The sequence below is a fragment of the Chitinophaga agri genome (assembly GCF_010093065.1).
Lineage (GTDB): Bacteria > Bacteroidota > Bacteroidia > Chitinophagales > Chitinophagaceae > Chitinophaga > Chitinophaga agri.
Genome location: NZ_CP048113.1, coordinates 2,966,200 through 2,984,186, shown reverse-complemented (window position 1 = coordinate 2,984,186; position 17,987 = coordinate 2,966,200). Strand labels below are relative to the sequence as shown.

16 protein-coding genes are annotated in these 17,987 nt (G+C 45.8%); 5 read left to right on the top strand and 11 right to left on the bottom strand.

Annotated elements, in window-relative coordinates:
- Positions 1-51: 51 nt before the first annotated feature.
- A complete protein-coding gene (locus GWR21_RS11690; RefSeq protein ID WP_162331925.1) occupies positions 52-663 on the top strand; it encodes a tetratricopeptide repeat protein in 612 nt (203 codons plus the stop codon).
- Positions 664-739: 76 nt separating this feature from the next.
- On the opposite strand, the gene GWR21_RS11685 is transcribed toward GWR21_RS11690, so the two are convergent.
- The 3 genes from GWR21_RS11685 to GWR21_RS11675 form a co-directional block, all read right to left on the bottom strand.
- Positions 740-2,668, bottom strand: a complete 1,929-nt coding sequence (locus GWR21_RS11685) for an arginine--tRNA ligase (RefSeq protein WP_162331924.1) — start codon at positions 2,666-2,668, stop codon at positions 740-742.
- Positions 2,669-2,813: 145 nt separating this feature from the next.
- Positions 2,814-3,413, bottom strand: a complete 600-nt coding sequence (locus GWR21_RS11680; RefSeq protein ID WP_162331923.1) for a porin family protein — start codon at positions 3,411-3,413, stop codon at positions 2,814-2,816.
- A 51-nt stretch (positions 3,414-3,464) separates the two neighbouring features.
- The gene (locus tag GWR21_RS11675) at positions 3,465-4,811 is read right to left on the bottom strand and encodes an OmpA family protein (protein WP_162331922.1); all 1,347 of its coding nucleotides are present in this window, start codon (positions 4,809-4,811) and stop codon (positions 3,465-3,467) included.
- 248 nt (positions 4,812-5,059) lie between these two features.
- On the opposite strand from GWR21_RS11675, the gene dnaK reads away from it, so the two are divergent.
- The 3 genes from dnaK (at position 5,060) to GWR21_RS11660 (ending at position 9,333) form a co-directional block, all read left to right on the top strand.
- A complete protein-coding gene (dnaK, locus tag GWR21_RS11670) occupies positions 5,060-6,964 on the top strand; it encodes a molecular chaperone DnaK (RefSeq protein WP_162331921.1) in 1,905 nt (634 codons plus the stop codon).
- Positions 6,965-7,050: 86 nt separating this feature from the next.
- Positions 7,051-8,061 (top strand): dipeptide epimerase, encoded by a 1,011-nt coding sequence (locus tag GWR21_RS11665; RefSeq protein WP_162331920.1) that lies wholly within the window; start codon positions 7,051-7,053, stop codon positions 8,059-8,061.
- 30 nt (positions 8,062-8,091) lie between these two features.
- The gene (locus tag GWR21_RS11660; protein WP_162331919.1) at positions 8,092-9,333 is read left to right on the top strand and encodes a DUF6807 domain-containing protein; all 1,242 of its coding nucleotides are present in this window, start codon (positions 8,092-8,094) and stop codon (positions 9,331-9,333) included.
- Here GWR21_RS11660 and GWR21_RS11655 read toward each other — a convergent pair.
- Positions 9,314-9,607, bottom strand: a complete 294-nt coding sequence (locus GWR21_RS11655) for a hypothetical protein (protein ID WP_162331918.1) — start codon at positions 9,605-9,607, stop codon at positions 9,314-9,316. The two genes, GWR21_RS11660 and GWR21_RS11655, sit on opposite strands and share 20 nt — an antisense overlap.
- A gap of 78 nt (positions 9,608-9,685) precedes the next feature.
- Complete coding sequence (locus GWR21_RS11650; RefSeq protein ID WP_162331917.1) at positions 9,686-10,324, bottom strand: peroxiredoxin family protein; 639 nt, start codon at positions 10,322-10,324, stop codon at positions 9,686-9,688.
- Between the two features lie 330 nt (positions 10,325-10,654).
- Here GWR21_RS11650 and GWR21_RS11645 point away from each other — a divergent pair, with 330 nt between their 5' ends.
- Positions 10,655-11,515 (top strand): DUF1266 domain-containing protein, encoded by an 861-nt coding sequence (locus tag GWR21_RS11645; protein WP_162331916.1) that lies wholly within the window; start codon positions 10,655-10,657, stop codon positions 11,513-11,515.
- 30 nt (positions 11,516-11,545) lie between these two features.
- On the opposite strand, the gene GWR21_RS11640 is transcribed toward GWR21_RS11645, so the two are convergent.
- From GWR21_RS11640 to GWR21_RS11615, 6 genes are all read right to left on the bottom strand, one after another.
- On the bottom strand, positions 11,546-12,925 hold the full coding sequence (locus GWR21_RS11640) for a hypothetical protein (protein ID WP_162331915.1): 1,380 nt from the start codon (positions 12,923-12,925) through the stop codon (positions 11,546-11,548).
- An 11-nt stretch (positions 12,926-12,936) separates the two neighbouring features.
- A complete protein-coding gene (locus tag GWR21_RS11635) occupies positions 12,937-14,790 on the bottom strand; it encodes a type VI secretion system Vgr family protein (RefSeq protein WP_162331914.1) in 1,854 nt (617 codons plus the stop codon).
- 70 nt (positions 14,791-14,860) lie between these two features.
- Complete coding sequence (locus tag GWR21_RS11630; protein ID WP_162331913.1) at positions 14,861-15,673, bottom strand: hypothetical protein; 813 nt, start codon at positions 15,671-15,673, stop codon at positions 14,861-14,863.
- 6 nt (positions 15,674-15,679) lie between these two features.
- Positions 15,680-16,165 (bottom strand): type VI secretion system amidase effector protein Tae4, encoded by a 486-nt coding sequence (locus GWR21_RS11625; protein WP_202929079.1) that lies wholly within the window; start codon positions 16,163-16,165, stop codon positions 15,680-15,682.
- Positions 16,166-16,228: 63 nt separating this feature from the next.
- Entirely contained in the window at positions 16,229-16,621 is a 393-nt protein-coding gene (tssD, locus tag GWR21_RS11620) for a type VI secretion system tube protein TssD (protein ID WP_162331912.1), read from the bottom strand.
- Positions 16,622-17,173: 552 nt separating this feature from the next.
- Positions 17,174-17,983: a DUF4249 domain-containing protein gene (locus tag GWR21_RS11615; protein ID WP_238430312.1), complete on the bottom strand. Its 810-nt coding sequence runs from the start codon at positions 17,981-17,983 to the stop codon at positions 17,174-17,176.
- Between the last annotated feature and the right edge of the window lie 4 nt (positions 17,984-17,987).

The window sequence follows — 17,987 nt, the reverse complement described above, 5'->3', positions numbered from 1 at the left end:
TTATGGACTACACTATTTGTGCAAGTTGCTATGGCTTTTCCAGGAAATAAATTGAAAACTCTTTACAAAGAAGGTATCAGCTACCGTCATGCGGGAGCTTTTGATGCTGCCAGGCAATGCTTTAAGGAGATCTTATTGCTGGATAGTAGTTACGCCAATGCTTACCTGCAACTGGCCGAGATAGCGGCACTCGAAGAGACATATCCGGAGAGCATTGGCTACTATAAAGCGTATTTACAACTGGAAGGAAAGCAGGCTGATGCCTGGTATACAATAGGCGTTTTATATTTCAATACGAAGGACTTTTCTGCCGCAGTACAGTCGTTTGAAACAGCAATTAAGAGAGGACGTAGAAGAGATGCAGACCTTTGTCTGACCCTGGGAATGTCGTATCTGCATATCAAAGAAACAGCTAAAGGTATACAGCAACTGGAGGCTTGTCTGGGACTACGTGCCGATGAAACACGGGCGATACAGGCATTAGGGCACCAGTATTATCTGTCCGGAGCGTTTACAGCAGCTATCAGTTATTGGGATAAGCTGCTTCGGATACAACCAGCTAATGCATTTGCTATGTTCATGCTGGGTAAATCGTATATTGGTCAGGGAGAGGTGGCAAAAGGAGAGGCGATGTGTGATAGGGCTCTGGCGGTAGTACCATGATCATAAACGTCTGATAGATATAAAAGTAAAGGGTTCGCTTTTGGCGAACCCTTTACTTTTATATCTATCAGATAGACTACATTCTTTCAGGAACGTCGATACCTAACAGTTTCATTGCTTTTGAAATAGTCATAGCAGTCAGCATGCTGATCTGCACACGCAGTTTCTGTTGTTCAGGTGTAGCGGCTCTCTGTACTGAATAAGTAGGCACACCGTCTACTTTCTCCGCATAGAAAGAGTTGAATGTTTGTGCCAGCTGATATACATAGTTAGCAATCACAGACGGACTCATTTCTTTCGCTGCTTCTTCCAGTACGTTTTCATATTGCTCGTTCAACACGATCAGTTCCTTTTCCAGTGGTAGCAGGCTGCCCTTATGACAGTAACCTTCCAATTTGGTAACATCCGGTGCTACTTCACGCAGAATGGACTTGATACGTGCATGGGCATACTGTACGAAGGCGCTTGTTACTCCGTGTAAGGAAATAGATTCCTTCGGATCGAAGATCATTTTCTTCTTAGGATCTACACGCAGCAAGAAGTATTTTAATCCGCCAAGACCGATCATGTTATTCAGTAAGCCCAATTCATCCTCACTCATGTCATTAAGCTTCTCAGAGGATCTGGTCTGTTCCTCTGCAGTTGCGATCATTTCATCCACCAGGTCATCCGCATCAACTACAGTACCTTCGCGGCTTTTCATACGCCCACTTGGCAGCTCCACCATACCGTAAGACAGGTGATAGATACCATCTGCACAAGGCTCCTGCAGTTTCTTCAGGATGAGTTGTAATACCTTGAAGTGATAGTTCTGTTCGTCCGCTACCACATACAGACTTTGCTGCATCTGGTAATCGTCGTATTTCAGGCGGGCGGTACCCAGGTCCTGCGTCATGTATACGGATGTGCCGTCTCCACGCAACAGCAGTTTCTCATCCAGTCCGTCGGCAGTCAGGTCGATCCATACGGAGTTGTCTGGTTTTTTAAACAATACGCCTTTTGCGAGTCCTTCCTCTACCAGGTCTTTACCCAGCAGGTAGGTCTCACTTTCATAGTACATTTTATCAAAGTCGATACCGAGACGTTTGTAGGTCTGGTCAAAACCTTTATATACCCAGCTGTTCATGGTTGCCCAGAGTGCCCTTACTTCAGGGTTACCTGCTTCCCACTGCTGCAGCATGATCTTGGCCTGCTGCATAATCTCTGTCTGCTTACGTGCGAGTTCTTTGATATCGTCGTTCAGCTTAGCCAGTTTTTCTCCGTCAGCCTGTATTTCAGGTTTATGGAAGGCAGTCACCAGTTTCTCTATACGTTCCAGGTCTGCGCCTTCAAAGTCTTTGAAGTCTCTTTCCAGGGCACGCGCGATGATAGGCTCTGTTTGTTCTTTCAGGATGGACTCAAATTTCACATAGTAGTCGCCTACCAGGTGGTCACCCTTTATACCTGTTGACTCAGGGGTATCACCATGAGCAAACAGCTGCCATGCCAGCATGGACTTACAGATATGAATACCCCTGTCATTTACCAGGTTGGCTTTAATCACCTCATAACCATTGGCTTTCAGTATTTCTGATACTGCATAACCCAGGAAGTTATTACGAAGGTGGCCCAGATGCAGCGGTTTGTTAGTATTGGGAGAAGAGTATTCCACCATCACTTTCTTACCGTTAGATGGCTTCTTACCGATATTGCGGTTATTGAAGTGTTGCTGCAGGTATTGCGCCCAGTATTGTTCATTCACCTGGATATTCAGGAAGCCTTTGATCACATTATATCCTGCTACGATGTCAGGATTATGTTCCTGCAGGTATTTACCCAGTCGATCAGCAGTTTCTTCGGGTTTTAAGCGGCTGACTTTAGTCAAAGGGAACACCAGGATGGTGTATTCACCTTCAAATTCAGGTTTGGTGGTATTAATGGCAATGTCCTGCGCAGGGATCACCTGGTCAAAAAGCGCCTTAATTGCTGCGGCAGCAGCAGTTCTGATGGATTGTACAACACTCATGCTGATAAACTGTTAATGCAAAAAGTAACGTCAAAGGTATAAAAAATATAGCGGGGTAAGGGGGAGAGATAATAATATAACAAAGAAAAGCGGTATCCGGACAAGAAAAAGGGCCGGCAGAATGTGCTGCCGGCCCTTCAGGCGATTATCGTTTACGCTTCTTCGAAGCTGTATGCTGATGTTTGAACGTATAGAACAGGCCTATCTGTGCGACGGAGTTCTTGTTATCATCCAGGCTTCTTTCGAATACGTTTGTCAGTCCGAACATATAACGGGCAGAGACGCCCAGACCTACAGGGAACTGGTATCCAAGGCCAAAGCCCAAACCGAAATCGACAGCCTTGGTATCGTCGCTGATATCTATAGTTACTTTACCGGCATGTGTTTTTCCTGCCACCATGAAACCCAGTTGCGGACCAGCTTCCAGGAAGAACTCAGGCACAATGCGATACTGGAACATCACCGGAATATTAATATAGTTCAGGCGGTAGGTGATCGTCTGGTTCAGTGGTTCATATTTTGTGCCCTGGCCGGAGTACAGTAATTCCGGTTGCAGCGCAATGCTTTCGGTGAAAGCAATATTTGCAAAACCACCTGCATAAACGGATGGACGAACTTTCGAATCATTAAACTGGGTCAGTTTTGATATGGTCAGACCGCCTTTAACGCCGAAAGACAGTGTTTGTGCTTTTGCTGTAAACGCCGCGCAAGCTGCCAGCATTACAGAAAGGATCAGTTTTTTCATAATAGCCTCATAGAAATTTGCCAAGGTGAGCAAAATCTATGCCCGTATTCTTTAATATATGGTAAATTCCACCCGTCTGTTTTTCTGTCTGCCAGCTGCTGTTTTATTGCTGGCTATCGGCTGATTGGCGCCATAGCCCACTGCCTCAATCTTAGATGCATTTACACCCTGTTCCACCAGATATTGTTTCACGGCTTCAGCCCTGTCTTTGGAAAGGGCCATATTCCTGGTGGCGCTGCCTACATTGTCGGTATGACCACCGAGTTTGAGGCTAAAGCCTTTGGTGCGGAGCATTTCCGCTACTTTATTCAGTGTAGGGTAGGAGCTGGGTTTCAGACTTGATTTGGCGAATTCAAACTCCAGGTTCTGAATAGCGTCCTTGATCAGCCGGCGGTCATCTTCTGTGATGGTCACTTTGGTGATGATCTGTTTAGGGGTGGTATCTTTAGGAAGGTCACAGCCGCTGCCATCTACCTTGGCCCCTGCCATTGTACCCGGACACTTATCAAAGTAATCAGATACGCCGTCGCCATCTGCATCTGCTATCAGCTTATCCACATCTGCTGTGAGGCGGACGTTGGCCGCCCTGGACGCTTCCAGTTCCTGTTGCAGGTTCGCTTTCTGCTGGGCGAGTTCATCATACATGACCCTGGCAGGGTTCTGCCAGCTTAACTGAGGTTTGGTCCTTTTGCCCAAAGGAAATTCAAGACCGGCATAACCATAAGAGAATTTATCCTTGTCGGGGCCATAATTGAAGCCATCCAGGTTATCTCCGTCTACGTAATACATAGTATACCCGAGATCGAGGTTAACGGCTTCAGACAATTTGAACTTCAGGCCGGCACCGATAGGAACATAGAATTCTTTGATGGTACTGTTCTGACTATATTTTGTGAGACCACCTTCCAGCTGGGTGCTGATCTTTGGTGAATAGCCGGCCAGTCCACCACCGCCAGACAAATAGATTTGTACGGCGTTCTTCTTATACATCCAGTTAATGGTAGCTACGTTAACTACTGCGCTTACGCTGGCGGACCACTTTAGTTTGGTCTCAAAGGAGTTTAACGCCCGGCCGGGTGCATCGCCGTTCCCCAGTTTGCGGTCATTGTTTCCTGCCAGCTTGCCACCTGTATAATCGGCCCGGATACCCAGGGAATGTAACAATTGCCATTTTATATACGCCCCATAGCCGGCAGAGGCTTTCCATTTTGTGAAATCATTACTACCGCCACTGGCTGCAACCGGGGCCAGCAATCCCCCATTGATGCCTACCGACCATCTTCTGTAGCCAGGGCCATCTGTAAAAATGGGGCCGTTAACGGTGGTCTGGGCTAATGTGCATAACGGGGCAAAAAGGGCCAGCATACAGGCTGCCCGGAAAAAAGAGGAGCTTTTCATAATTGTTCAGGGTTAAAGATTAACTGAATTTACATTACTCGTCAGACATGGTTGGTGCCATGATTTACCCCATACAACCCCTTTACATGAAAATTGTTCAGTCGGAATGCCGCTTTTGTCGGTTACTGGCGGTGAACTGACACCGTTGACTGACATAATTGCATGACACATCCGTTGGCATAATCATTGACATTTGGTTCATCGGAGACAAAATCTATCTACAACTACAAGCGAGAATATTTATAATTATGGGAAAGATAATAGGTATTGACTTAGGAACTACCAACTCATGCGTTGCCGTTATGGAAGGTAACGAACCGGTAGTGATTGCCAATGATGAAGGACGCAGAACTACGCCCTCCGTTGTGGGTTTCTTAAAGAATGGTGAAAGAAAGGTGGGTGACCCTGCAAAACGTCAGGCTATCACTAACCCGGTGAACACCATTATGTCAGTAAAGCGTTTCATGGGTCGTCACTTTGACGAAGTATCCAATGAAATTCCTCACTGGAGCTACAAAGTAGCACGTGGCGAAAACAACACTACACGTATCGATATTGATGGCAGGTTATATACTCCACAGGAGATCTCTGCAATGATCCTTCAGAAGATGAAGAAAACTGCGGAAGATTACCTGGGTCAGGAAGTAACCGAAGCCGTAATCACTGTACCTGCTTACTTCAATGACGCGCAGCGTCAGGCTACTAAAGAAGCTGGTGAGATTGCAGGTCTGACTGTTCGCCGTATCATCAACGAGCCTACTGCTGCTGCACTGGCTTACGGTCTTGATAAAAAACACGCTGACAGCAAGATCGCTGTGTTTGACCTTGGTGGTGGTACTTTCGATATCTCCGTTCTCGAACTGGGTGACGGCGTATTCGAAGTAAAATCTACTAACGGTGACACTCACTTAGGTGGTGATGACTTCGATAAAGTGATCATGGACTGGCTGGCTGAAGAATTCAAGAAGGATGAAGCGGTTGACCTGCACAAGGATCCAATGGCATGGCAGCGTCTGAAAGAAGCAGCAGAGAAAGCAAAGATCGAACTGTCTTCTTCTCAGGAAACCGAAATCAACCTGCCTTATATCACTGCAGTTGATGGCGTTCCTAAACACCTGGTGAAAAAACTGAGCCGCGCTAAATTTGAGCAGCTGGCTGATACCCTGGTGGAGAGAACACTGGAACCTTGCCGTAAAGCACTGAAAGATGCAGGCATGAATCCTTCTGAGATCGATGAGGTAATCCTGGTAGGTGGTTCTACCCGTATTCCTAAGATCCAGGAAGTAGTAGAGAAATTCTTCGGTAAAAAAGCTAACAGAAGCGTAAACCCGGATGAAGTTGTAGCAATCGGTGCTGCTATCCAGGGTGGTGTACTGACCGGTGAGGTGAAAGATGTACTGCTGCTGGACGTTACCCCGCTTTCTCTGGGTATCGAAACCATGGGTGGTGTGTTCACTAAACTGATCGAAGCTAACACGACTATTCCAAGCAAAAAATCGGAAACATTCTCTACTGCTGCTGATAACCAGCCAAGCGTTGAGATCCACGTACTGCAGGGTGAGCGTCCTTTAGCAAGCCAGAACCGTACATTGGGTCGCTTTATCCTGGATGGTATCCCACCAGCTCCACGCGGTGTGCCTCAGGTAGAAGTGATCTTCGACATCGATGCGAACGGTATCCTGCACGTAACTGCGAAAGATAAAGGAACTGGTAAGACCCAGAACATCCGTATCGAAGCTGGTAGTGGTCTGAGCAAAGATGAGATCGAAAAAATGAAAGCAGAAGCGAAAGCTAATGAATCTTCAGATAAAGAAGCGCGCGAAAAGATCGAGAAACTGAACCAGGCTGATAGCCTGATCTTCCAGACTGAGAAACAGCTGAAAGAATATGGTGACAAGATCCCTGCTGATAAAAAAGGCACTATCGAAACTGCCCTGAATAAACTGAAAGAAGCACATAAGAGCGGTGACGCAGCACAGGTTGATGCGGCTGTTGCAGAGATGAACACTGCATGGACTGCTGCTTCTGAAGAACTGTACAAAGCAACCCAGGAAGCCCAGGCTAACGGTGGTGCAGGTGCAGAAGGTAAGCCTCAGGGAAGCGCTGCCGGTAACGAAGGCGTAACTGATGCTGAATTTGAAGAAGTTAAGTAAGTAACTTAGGAATATTTAAGAAAAAGGGCTATCTGCTATATAGTGGATAGCCCTTTTTTTATGCCGCTTTATTTTTATTTTGTGGTATGCAATTGACACTATATCCGTTTGAACTAAAGTTTAAGCATACATTCACCATCTCGCGTAAGTCCAAAGATGTACAACCATTGCTTGTAGTGAAACTTGAACAGGATGGTATCAGTGGACTCGGAGAGACGGCGGATAACTCATATTATAATATGACGGTACCCCGCCTGATGGAAGATATCAATGCACACCGCAGCCTCATAGAAGGATATATGCTCGATACCCCGGAGGCCTTCTGGGAAAGGCTTTATCCCCTGTTTAAAGACAATCTCTTCGCGCTTTGTGCCATCGACCTGGCTGCCCATGATCTCTATGCGAAAAAGCAGGGTAAAAAGCTGTATGAAGTCTGGGGACTGGATATTTCCCATAACCCAATGACTGACTACACCATCGGCATTGATACGGTAGACAATATGGTCAGCAAACTGAAAGAATTTCCCTGGCCGATCTATAAGATCAAACTGGGCACGAAAGATGACATTGCTATCATACAGGAACTCAGAAAGCATACGAACGCGATCTTCCGGGTAGATGCGAACTGTGCCTGGGGAGTAGAAGAGACCCTGCGTAATGCCACTGCTTTCAGATCACTCGGAGTAGAATTTATAGAGCAACCCATGCCGGCCGCTGATACGGCAGGGATGAAACGTGTATATGAACAATCAGCTTTACCACTGATAGCGGATGAAAGCTGTATCACTGAAGCTGATGTCGCTCTGTGTAAAGGACTCTTTCATGGCATCAATATCAAACTGACCAAATGTGGAGGTATCACTCCTGCCAGAAGAATGATCGCACATGCAAAGCAACTGGGCATGCAGGTCATGACCGGCAGCATGAATGAGAGCACTGTGGGTACTTCGGCTGTTGCGCACCTCCTGCCTTACCTTGATTATGTGGATATGGATGGTCCTTTGTTGCTGGCAGAAGATACTGCTGATGGCGTGAAGATCCTGGACGGCCGTATTATCTATGCTGACAGGCCCGGTACAGGCGCTATTTTAAGATAGGAACCCATTACCCTCAAATAGAACACTGTTATGAAAAACAAATGTATGTGGAGTGTTATTGCACTCCTGCTGTTCGTTGTCGCCCCTTCAGTACAGGCACAGGTGGTCGCCAGGATAGATGTAAGGTCCGGTGCATCTAAGCGTGTTAATACAATGGTATCTACCAGTCTGCGCACCACACGCTCTCCCATGTATGATTCTCTGCGATTGGTTGAAGTACGCAATGACCAGCGTATTCCTGTACCATTCCAGTTGTACGGCAACACGCTGCACTGGATACTGGACGGGACAACGGAGCGGGATACCACCCGTATCTATGAACTGATCAAAGGCGCACCACTGATGGCAAGTTCCTATATGCAGGTAAAAGATACTGCGGGCACCTTATTGTTGAGAGAGGGAGCCCGTAAGCTATTGCAATATAACTATCAGACTGTTGAGCCTCCGGCAGGCATTGACAAAATGTATCGTCGTAGTGGTTTTATTCATCCGCTATGGGCGCCGGACGGCCAGGTGATCACCAATATCCACCCTAAAGGGCACTGGCATCATATGGGTATCTGGAACCCCTGGACACATACTTCATTTAAAGGAAATGAAACTGATTTCTGGAATCTACAGAAGAAAGAAGGTACTGTACGTTTTAAAGGAATTGTCTCCAGGATGCAGGGGCCGGTAGTTGCCGGATTTGTAGTGCTGCACGATCATATTGCCTTTACAGGTGGAACGGAAACGGTAGCCATCAGTGAAGAATGGGCCGTAAGGGCATACCGTGCGGGTACAGATACCACCCGGTTTATATGGGACTTTTACGATTATCTCAATTGCGCAGACACAGCGGGTATTACCTTCCTGCAATATCGTTACGGCGGTGGCTTCGGATTAAGGACCAATGCCGCCTGGACGGCTAATAATAGTGAAGTGCTGACTTCCGAAGGTAAGACACGGGCGAATGCTGACAGTACCCGTGCCCGCTGGATCAAGATCACCGGACGTACAGAAAAGGGAAAGGCCGGTATCCTGGTCATGAACTTTCCTGGCAATTACGATTCTCCCCAGCCTGTACGCGTATGGCCGGAAAACTCAGAAAGAGGAGAGATCATGATGAATTATAGTCCGACGAAAATGAAGCCCTGGACGCTGCAGTACGGCAAGGCTTATGCTTTGTATTACCGCGTTGTCTCCTTCATGAACGATCTGACAACCGAAGAAATAGAGCATATGTGGCAGGATTATATCGAGCCGCCGGAAGTTACGGTTTACTGGAACTGAGCGCCCTCGAAGTTTTAATGGCGTTATAGAGCCCAAAGACGCCCATTAAAAGAAATATGACAATAACGCCCCAGTAACCGGTAGCGCGGTAAATATAGAGCTCTATACGCGTCAGCCTGACGCTTCTCAGCGGATGCTCCTGTGTGGTGAACTGTACGAACCGGAAAATGGCAAATCCGAAACCAATCAGGGCTATGACGATCATCCAGATCAATGTACTGCGGGAAGCGGGTTCTTTTTCTTCAGACATGGGTTGTTCAGGGGTAGTTTGCATGCTTTAAGTTACAAATAAAAACAGAAAGGGTTGGACAGCAGTAGCGTCCAACCCTTTCTGTTTCTCTGCATAATATGTTTAGATCGCAATGCCGTGAGCATCCTGATGACTTGCGTCATATACTGCCGACAGTACATCTCTTTTTTCCAGCGACTTTTCCATGTACAGATCTACTGAGCTATACGCAATCTTCAGTGACGGGGTCAGCACGTAGATCGCCGGAGTTGGTACATCTTCATTTACTCCTGAAAGTCTGTCCCAGATCGGATCAGAAGGAGAGTAGAGGCCCGCTTTACGTGCGATCTGGAACTGCTGGTCCCAGATGGTAGCAAACGGCAGCTGTAAATCAGCAGTAACCTCATCAAAGTATTTCTTTTCTTCTGCAGTTACGAGTAACAGCTGTCCACCCATCACACGGATATCTGCATAGATATCTTTCAGGTCTGCCAGCAGTTTGTCACCATAACCGTTCCAGTGAATAGAATGGAATACGACTACCAGCGGACGGTCCAGCAACTGTGTTACCGGCTGCGAGCCATTTACTGATTTCAATATATCGGAAGTAGCAATGATATTTTTCTTGTTAATGTTAAAAGAAGGCAGTCTGTCACCAGTATGCAATGGGCTGATCGGCGTTCTGTCTTTAAAAGGCTTCTTCACATATTCGAGTTCATATTCAGGGAAGAAATCTGCGTATCTGTTGATGTTGATAGACATAAAATAATTTTTAAGGGATGGTTGGTAAACAGTGAATAATTAATGAATGGTTGTAATGATTTTTAGAAACGTTGAAATCAGTTACAGCAACAACAGACGGCAATAGCTACAGTCATTGTGTATTCAGTAATCGTTGGCTTGACAACATTAGGCATATGAACTTCATTTATGTGATTGCCTGTTATTAACAACACAAATATAGGTATATTTTTTAAATACCCTACTACTTTTGTAGGGTATTTATTAAGGTGTTGATAATCATAGTGTATATTTTATAAAATTTGAAAAGTTCTATATTTGGTGCTACTTTGTTTATTAAATAAATACCACATGAAAGGAATGTATACAAATATCATTGCTGCTATCAGCCTGTTGGCTTTTACAGCAGCGGGATGCAACAACAGCAATGCCGGTAAGGAGGAACAAAAGGAGAAGACAGTTGCCACAGCAGAAGCGGTCACCATCAAAAACGATGAGTTATATCCGTTCATGCTGGCTGGTGTTTATTTTGTACATGGTTACGGAGGACCTGCCCAGACTTTTGATGGTCTGATCAAGCCTTCTGTGAAGAGTGAGCCTGGGACAGAAGGCTTCTCTAAGGAAATGGTCGCTGCCTACAGCCGTTATTTCATCTTCCCTTTCAAACCGGGAGATGCTGCGGGGGAAAAAGATGCAAAAGCGACCCTGGCGGACTACTGGAACGTTCACAATGTAGCAGAACTGGAAAAGACCCTGACCTGGTTACTGGATGAAGGTCACCAGACCCAATATGCACAGTTCCGCAAGGTACTGGATGAAAATGGTGGTGCATCCGCGGATATTAATACTATTGACCTGACTAAATATAAGCTTACGAAGAAGGATCTGCCAGGTATACAGTTCGTTAAAGATCACTATACCGCGTTCAGCAGTGCTGGTATCAAAGCCTGGGACCTTGCCCGTTATATTAATAACATCTGTGTAGCTTATCAGGCAGGTTACTTCAACAGGGGGGAAGCGATGGCCTGGCTGATGAAAGCACCGCAGGCAGCACAGTCCCGTTACAGTAACTGGAGCGCTTACTTTAATGACTTCCTGCTGGGACGTGAGTTCTGGGGTGGCGGAGAAAGCGATAACGCTACATTTAAACAGGAAGTAGCCGGAATGCTGGAAGGTAAATACAGCATCTATACCTATATGCCGGTGAAATAAACAGCAGATATAACTGATTGCCAACGCCTGTTACAGCCCAGCTGTAACGGGCGTTTTGTTTGTTTCTAATGGTAGGATCAATGGTTCTCTTTTCTTTCGGATATTATCTACGTCGGTTTTCCATTCTTTGCCAAACAGGCGGATCATTCTGTCGTCTATCTCCTTTATAATGTCGTGTTTTCGTTTTATCTGTACATAATCATAATAATCGCGGAGCAGATAGATATAAATGGATGCGGTGATCTCTTCATCCGGCAGGCACCATCCCGTTTGATAGCCTTTTTCCAGCACATCATAATAGCGGCTGCTGTCTTTCCTCCTGCACAGTTCTGCTGCCTGATACCAGGCATTCAGTGCCTGTTGCGAAAATTGATGTTTTGTGGCGAGTTCCGCCTGTTGTATAAACCAGTTGATCGCTTCTGTAAAGCGACGGCGTATCTGTGCATAAGCGCCATGATACCCGTAAAACTGTACCATCAGTGGCAAACAGGCATTATCGCCCTGCTGTGTACCCTGTTTGGCAATACGTTGTCCGCGCTCCAGCAGTTCAGGTATTTTAGGGTCTTTTTTGAAATGAAACAGCATGCCGGCATACATGATGTGTGCGGTGGCGAAAAGTCCCTTGTTGCCACTTCGCTGTGTGGTATCTAATGCCTGCTGCCCCCAGCGATGCAGCCGTTTTACATCTTTGTCCTGTAAGGCTGCGCCCATCTCAAAAACACACTTGCGTAGCATGATCTCGGGGTCATTGGGATTACCGGTTGCCGCCAGTTTTTTAATAGCGCCATGCAGGTCCATGGGAATATGAATGTTCAGCAGTAGATCGGGGAACTGCCGTTCATGAAAGGCAAAATGTTCCGCATTCACATGATCAATGACCAGTAGTTTCACACCGGCAGGAATACCCTTTTTAAGCAATGTGCTGATCCATTCTTTCATTTGCCTGGTATGACTGACCTGTCGTGGTATCAATGCAAGCACCAGCTCCTTCTGTTCCTGTGGTAATGCCCGTACGAAACTTGCCAGCATCGCCAGCAATGTATCATCCATTGGAGTGCCGTCGGTCTTTTCCAATGCCTGGCGGTAAGGTTGTGTATCCCAGGTGAAGGCCGTTTGCTGTTGTACTTTCTCCAGAAGATCCTGACTTTTGTCGTAGGTATCCAGCCAGTCTCTGATCAAAGCAGCACTGAAAGTATCTTCATCTTCAAAGTCAGTCAGCTGTGTAACAAATACCTCCGGCAAACTTCCATGTTCGGAAGACTCGAGTTTGCAGAATCCCTCATAGACACGTGCTTCTTCCGGTTTGATAATGAACCGTACAAATCTGGCAGATGGCTTACCTGCAGTCTTCGTTTTCCATTCCCGCTGGATCTGATTTACTAACTGTGCTATAGAATTATGCTCATTCATGTATGTATGGATTAACAGTTCAGGTTCAGCATGCCACCAACAATGTCCGTCGTCACTTTTCCGTTTACTTTTACATTTCCTTTGCTGCTGTCAATGTTGACTACATTTTCACCTGCTGCATAGAAGTTTTTAGTATCGATGTAGAGATTAGATCCGCTCGAAACGGTATTGGCTGATTCTGCAGCAGATGTAATGGTCTTGGCGCCACTTTCAATATTATTACCCGCATTATCCACGAGTATACTGGCGTTGTTCTCTCCGATCACCACCTTCTCTGTACCGACAATATGTATCTCTTTGGATTTGAATTCAATTTTATTAGGGGCCTCGACAACAATATGATCTTCCGTTTTCACCGTGATCAGTGTCTGCGAACTTACAGTAATGTTGCCTGCACCATCCATCGCCATACAACTGCCATTCTTATCTGTCACAGTGATACTGCCTGTTGCATCATTCAGCAGAATAGTATTACCACTGCGGGTCTTAAGTGCTTTCATATCATTACCTGAATTACCATAGCTACTCTTTGCACCGCCATTATAGGTAGCGCCGATCACAAATGGTTGTTCGGGATTACCACCTTCAAACTCCGTAATCACCTCTTCTCCAACTTCCGGCATGATGAACATACCCTTATCTCCACCACCAGATGCTGATACAACCCTGATCCAGGGTGTTTGTCCCTGCTGCATCCAGCGGAACCGTACACGTATACGTCCCAGTCCTTTAGGATCGTTGTTTTCTGTTACGACAGCCGATTGAGGTTCTGTATAGGGAATGTTTGACAGGTCGACATGTGGTGCGGCTACATCCGCAGGAATACCTTCAAACATGTTATGATAACTGCCATTGGCGCCGCAATAGTGACGGATGCTGGTGATCATGAACTCGCCATGATGCTGTTCCATTCCCATCGCCGATTCCTTGATGCTGACAGTATCACCAATTCTGAATGAAGGGTTGGTACTGCTGCCTTTTACTGTGACCATTTTAGCCAGCTTCCCTTTCTTCTGCAGCGTGGTCAGTTTATCCATCTGCGATTTGGCGCTGCTGTTAAATGGATAATTCATTTTGTACAAGCCTTCACGGCTGAATAATTTGCTGCTGATGTCACTTGCATGTTGTGAATAGGCATTCAGTTTGCCGGTTTCTTTAGACTGTGTGGTGTCTTCCACGACTTTATCCTGCCGGTAGTCATAGCCATTCAGTTTGGCGTTGTTAGGTTTAACAGATAGTGCAATATTGAATTCCAGCAGATCCACCTGGTGTGTCAGGGTGGCTTTCTGTGGAGAGTATTTACCAAAGATCAGTTGTTGTCCATCGTAAAAGAACCATTCACCATGGCGCTCAGAAAGACGGCGTATAAAATCGTATGACGACTCTTTATACTGCACCACGTATTTCTGCGACTCCTTTGTTTCAGGACTGATTGCTGTCTTCAGTATATTGGGTGGATAACTTTTCACCGTAGCAGAAACGATGTCGGTGAGGGACTTGCTTTCGTAATGTGTGATATGTGGATCGTCATCCAGCAGGATGCTGGGGCTATGTCCGCGGATGATGCAATGTCCGTGTGTACCGTCACCCAGCTTACCTGTAGTGATGTTGGTCACGATCCCTTTAAATATAAGGTCTTTCACACCAGGCAGTTGTTCCGCTGGCGCAACAGTGATCTCTATTTCTTCTCCCAGGAATTTATTGGCAGCGCCGGAAATGCCGCCGCCGAGTTTTTCAAACCAGTCATAGCTCACATATATTTCAAACTCGTGATGGTTATCAATAGACTGTCTCAGTTCGATCGTATTGAACGTCTGAAACCTTTGTCCGGCTATGGAAAATGAAGTACTGGTGTTCAGTGCCATAAGAAAAATTTTGGGTGTCAGATCCGGGCGTCAGGAAAGATATAACAGTAGATAGCCTGATGCCCGTCTCCTAATTTTTATGATGCTTCTCTTTTAGTACCAATGGTCTGTTAACATGGCCTTCTGCCTGTTGTGGCTGTAGCGAAATATCTTCTCCTTTAAATGCCACTGTAAAGCTGGAAATGCCTGCTTCTCCCTGTTTGCCGGATGTAACCTGGAATATATTAGTGGCAGTGATATTCCAGGAGGTGTAGCCGGGCAGACCGTTCAGGTGCCCGTTTTCGTCGGTCACCACATCGTTGTAAAGTAAGGTACCTTTATCATCATATACATCAAACTGTTTACCTTTGAAATAGTAGAACAGGTAGTTATTGGCATGCATCCATAGGGGTGCATTATTGTCTTCTCTGGAAACAGTGGACAGCTGTATAGAATCTCTTTTGCCGTCGGTATAGGCCAGGCCGATCCAAAGGTCCTGCGGATCATTGTTATGGCTGATCAGACTGAAGTGTACGCTGTCATACAGGGCGGATTGTCCACCGGTAAAGATGGGTTTGTCGAGCAGCCACTCTTTTCGTGTTCCGGCGTGTCGGGTGCCGGTAACAGCAATCGGGAAGTTCTCTGCGCCATATGTATACACGCTGATGTCCTGTTGCTGGTTGACGGTCCTGGTGCGGAGTGAGCTCACAGGGCTCAGGTACCTGGCGAAATCAACCGTTTTCCAGAATGTATCCTGTGGAGGATGGACCTTACGGGCTTCCAGGTAAGCCCTGGGCATCCATACGGCATCTTTCACCGTAACCTTTTTACCGGTCCGGCTTTGTGCACAGGCACTGGCAAGAATACCCGGCAGTGAGATACATATGAGAAGTAATAGCTTCATACACTGTCAGTTTATTTCCCAGAACCATATTGCTTTCACCCTGCTATCATTGGTATAATCGCCGGTGGCCGTCAGGATCTGTCTGTTTACATGATATAACAGGTCGATATGATCTCCTGTGTTATTAGTGCCATAGAAATCCTTGAAAAAAATGATCCCATTCTTCGACCAGTATTGGTCCATCAGGAAATCATTTTTTTGTTTGGCATTACTGCAGTTGACCTGTTCCGGTTCACCAAAGTTGCGCCATATCCAGGTGGCCAGGCTTTCTGCTCCCCTTGCGTAGCCGTGTTTACATTTTGGATCCGTATAGTTGGACAGTGTAATGCCGGCTTTGATGAGGCAATAGGACATCCGGATCGCACACTGGTTCTCATAGTAATAGACACCATTCCTATCTTTTTCATCACAGGGCATGGCATGTTGATTGCCGGAATCGTGTGGATAACTGCTCCATAATGTGCTGAATGCGGGGAATTTTTTCAGGGCCATAAATACAATGTTTTTAGCGGTGATCAGCTGTCATACGGATGTGACCTATAGGTAACTATACGGTCAGGATTGTGGCCACGGATTCTGATACACGGAACTACCCAGCTGTACTTCTCTGGCAGACAGCACGAGTTTAATCTGCATCGGGTTATCGCCTACAGCCTTGAAATGCTCTTCATATGCTACGCAATAGGCATCTGTGAATTTCAGTTCTTTCATTTTGGACATAGCGTCCCTCCGATAGAATACAATACTTCCACTTTTAGTCTGCGTGTTGGAGATCATCCAGTCGAATAGATTAGTATTACCGTCCGATTCCAGTAGCACAGTCAATGCTCCTCCCGTCGGACGGGCAGCGGGCTTCCCATTGTGGTCGGTGTGCTGGGCAAATGAAAAGTGACAATCCAGCACATTGATCTCTTCTCCATCTAAACGCATAACTGCTTTGAATGACATACCTTGAGGTTTAGCTTGATTAATATGGTATTAAAAACAATATTTTATTGGTACAGCAGATGAAGATGTGAATGGAAATTGGGGACCGGATTAACAACGGCAGGTTTTTCCATCGTTACGCATTTCAAATGCCGGATTAACGATTATACTAGTCAATTAAAGATAAATGGTCTATGCGAAAATACCGATTTCGGTACATATTGTGAATTATTTGATCAAAAAAAACAGATTATAAAAGATGCTATTGTTCTGTTTGTTGATGTAGTGTTACTTTGGATAACAGATGCTGTAGTAGCATTATCTGAATATAAAAGTTCATTGATAGATAGGTGGTCTTTGTTTTTTGATCCAGGATGAGATTTGTACTATCCAGGTAAGCTGTAATATCTGCAACTATGGCCAGACTCTTCTTTTTGGGGTTAGAATACTTTTTTAAAGCAGGGTCTGCTTTTTACTGTCAGGTCAATAATCCGAAGGTATGGCCCCTTATAAAATAGTAAAGCCGGACCGCGAACGATCCGGCTTCTTACCATGGTTGCTATGTTGTGTTAATTACGGTACTGTTATTGTCTTTGTTTCTATTGTATGCGCACTGAAATAGCCGATAGCATTACCTTTGATATTGCTTACCGGATTCGCAGGCGTAGCCGAATTACTTTCCCCGGTAGCGCTGTTGCTCAGGCTGTAGAAATATTTATAGACATCCGCATCGATATTCATCATATCTACTGTCACTTTATCACCTGATTCAATCTTATTCTCATCATCATCATTCGCATCTCCCAGGATGTACAATCTTGCACTGATTTTATTACCATTGGTCAGGTCGTCATTTCTTACCCAATAGCTTTTTATCATTACACCATTCAGGTACTGACGAAAACGATAGTAATTGGTTTCATTCGCAGGATCTTTGAAGTTCACATTGGCAATCTTGGTCATGTCGCCAAACAGGTCTTCTTCCACTACTACCAGACTGTCAAATGCTACCTTATTAGGCATGCGGGACGTCGCTGTAAATGTTTCTCCATCGATAGTCACCAGTAATCCGTAAGTATTACCGTTGCCGCCCGATAGCTCAGGTGCGGTGTACACGCCTGTACTGCTTTCTGTCAGTAAAGTCGTATCTCCGCCATTCCAGATCTGCACCTTTGCACCCGATACGCCATTGAAGGCGTTATCGCTGCTGAATTCCTTAGTGCGGCTGATCTTCACTGAACAATCCCCTTTAATGTCAGTAAGTACACCCTCTATTACATACTTATTATCATTGCCATTCAGGTTAAGATCGATCTCCTTTTCACAAGCTGTGCCCAGCAACAGCGCTGAACCCAGGATGGTATATATAAAACTGTTACGCATGGTC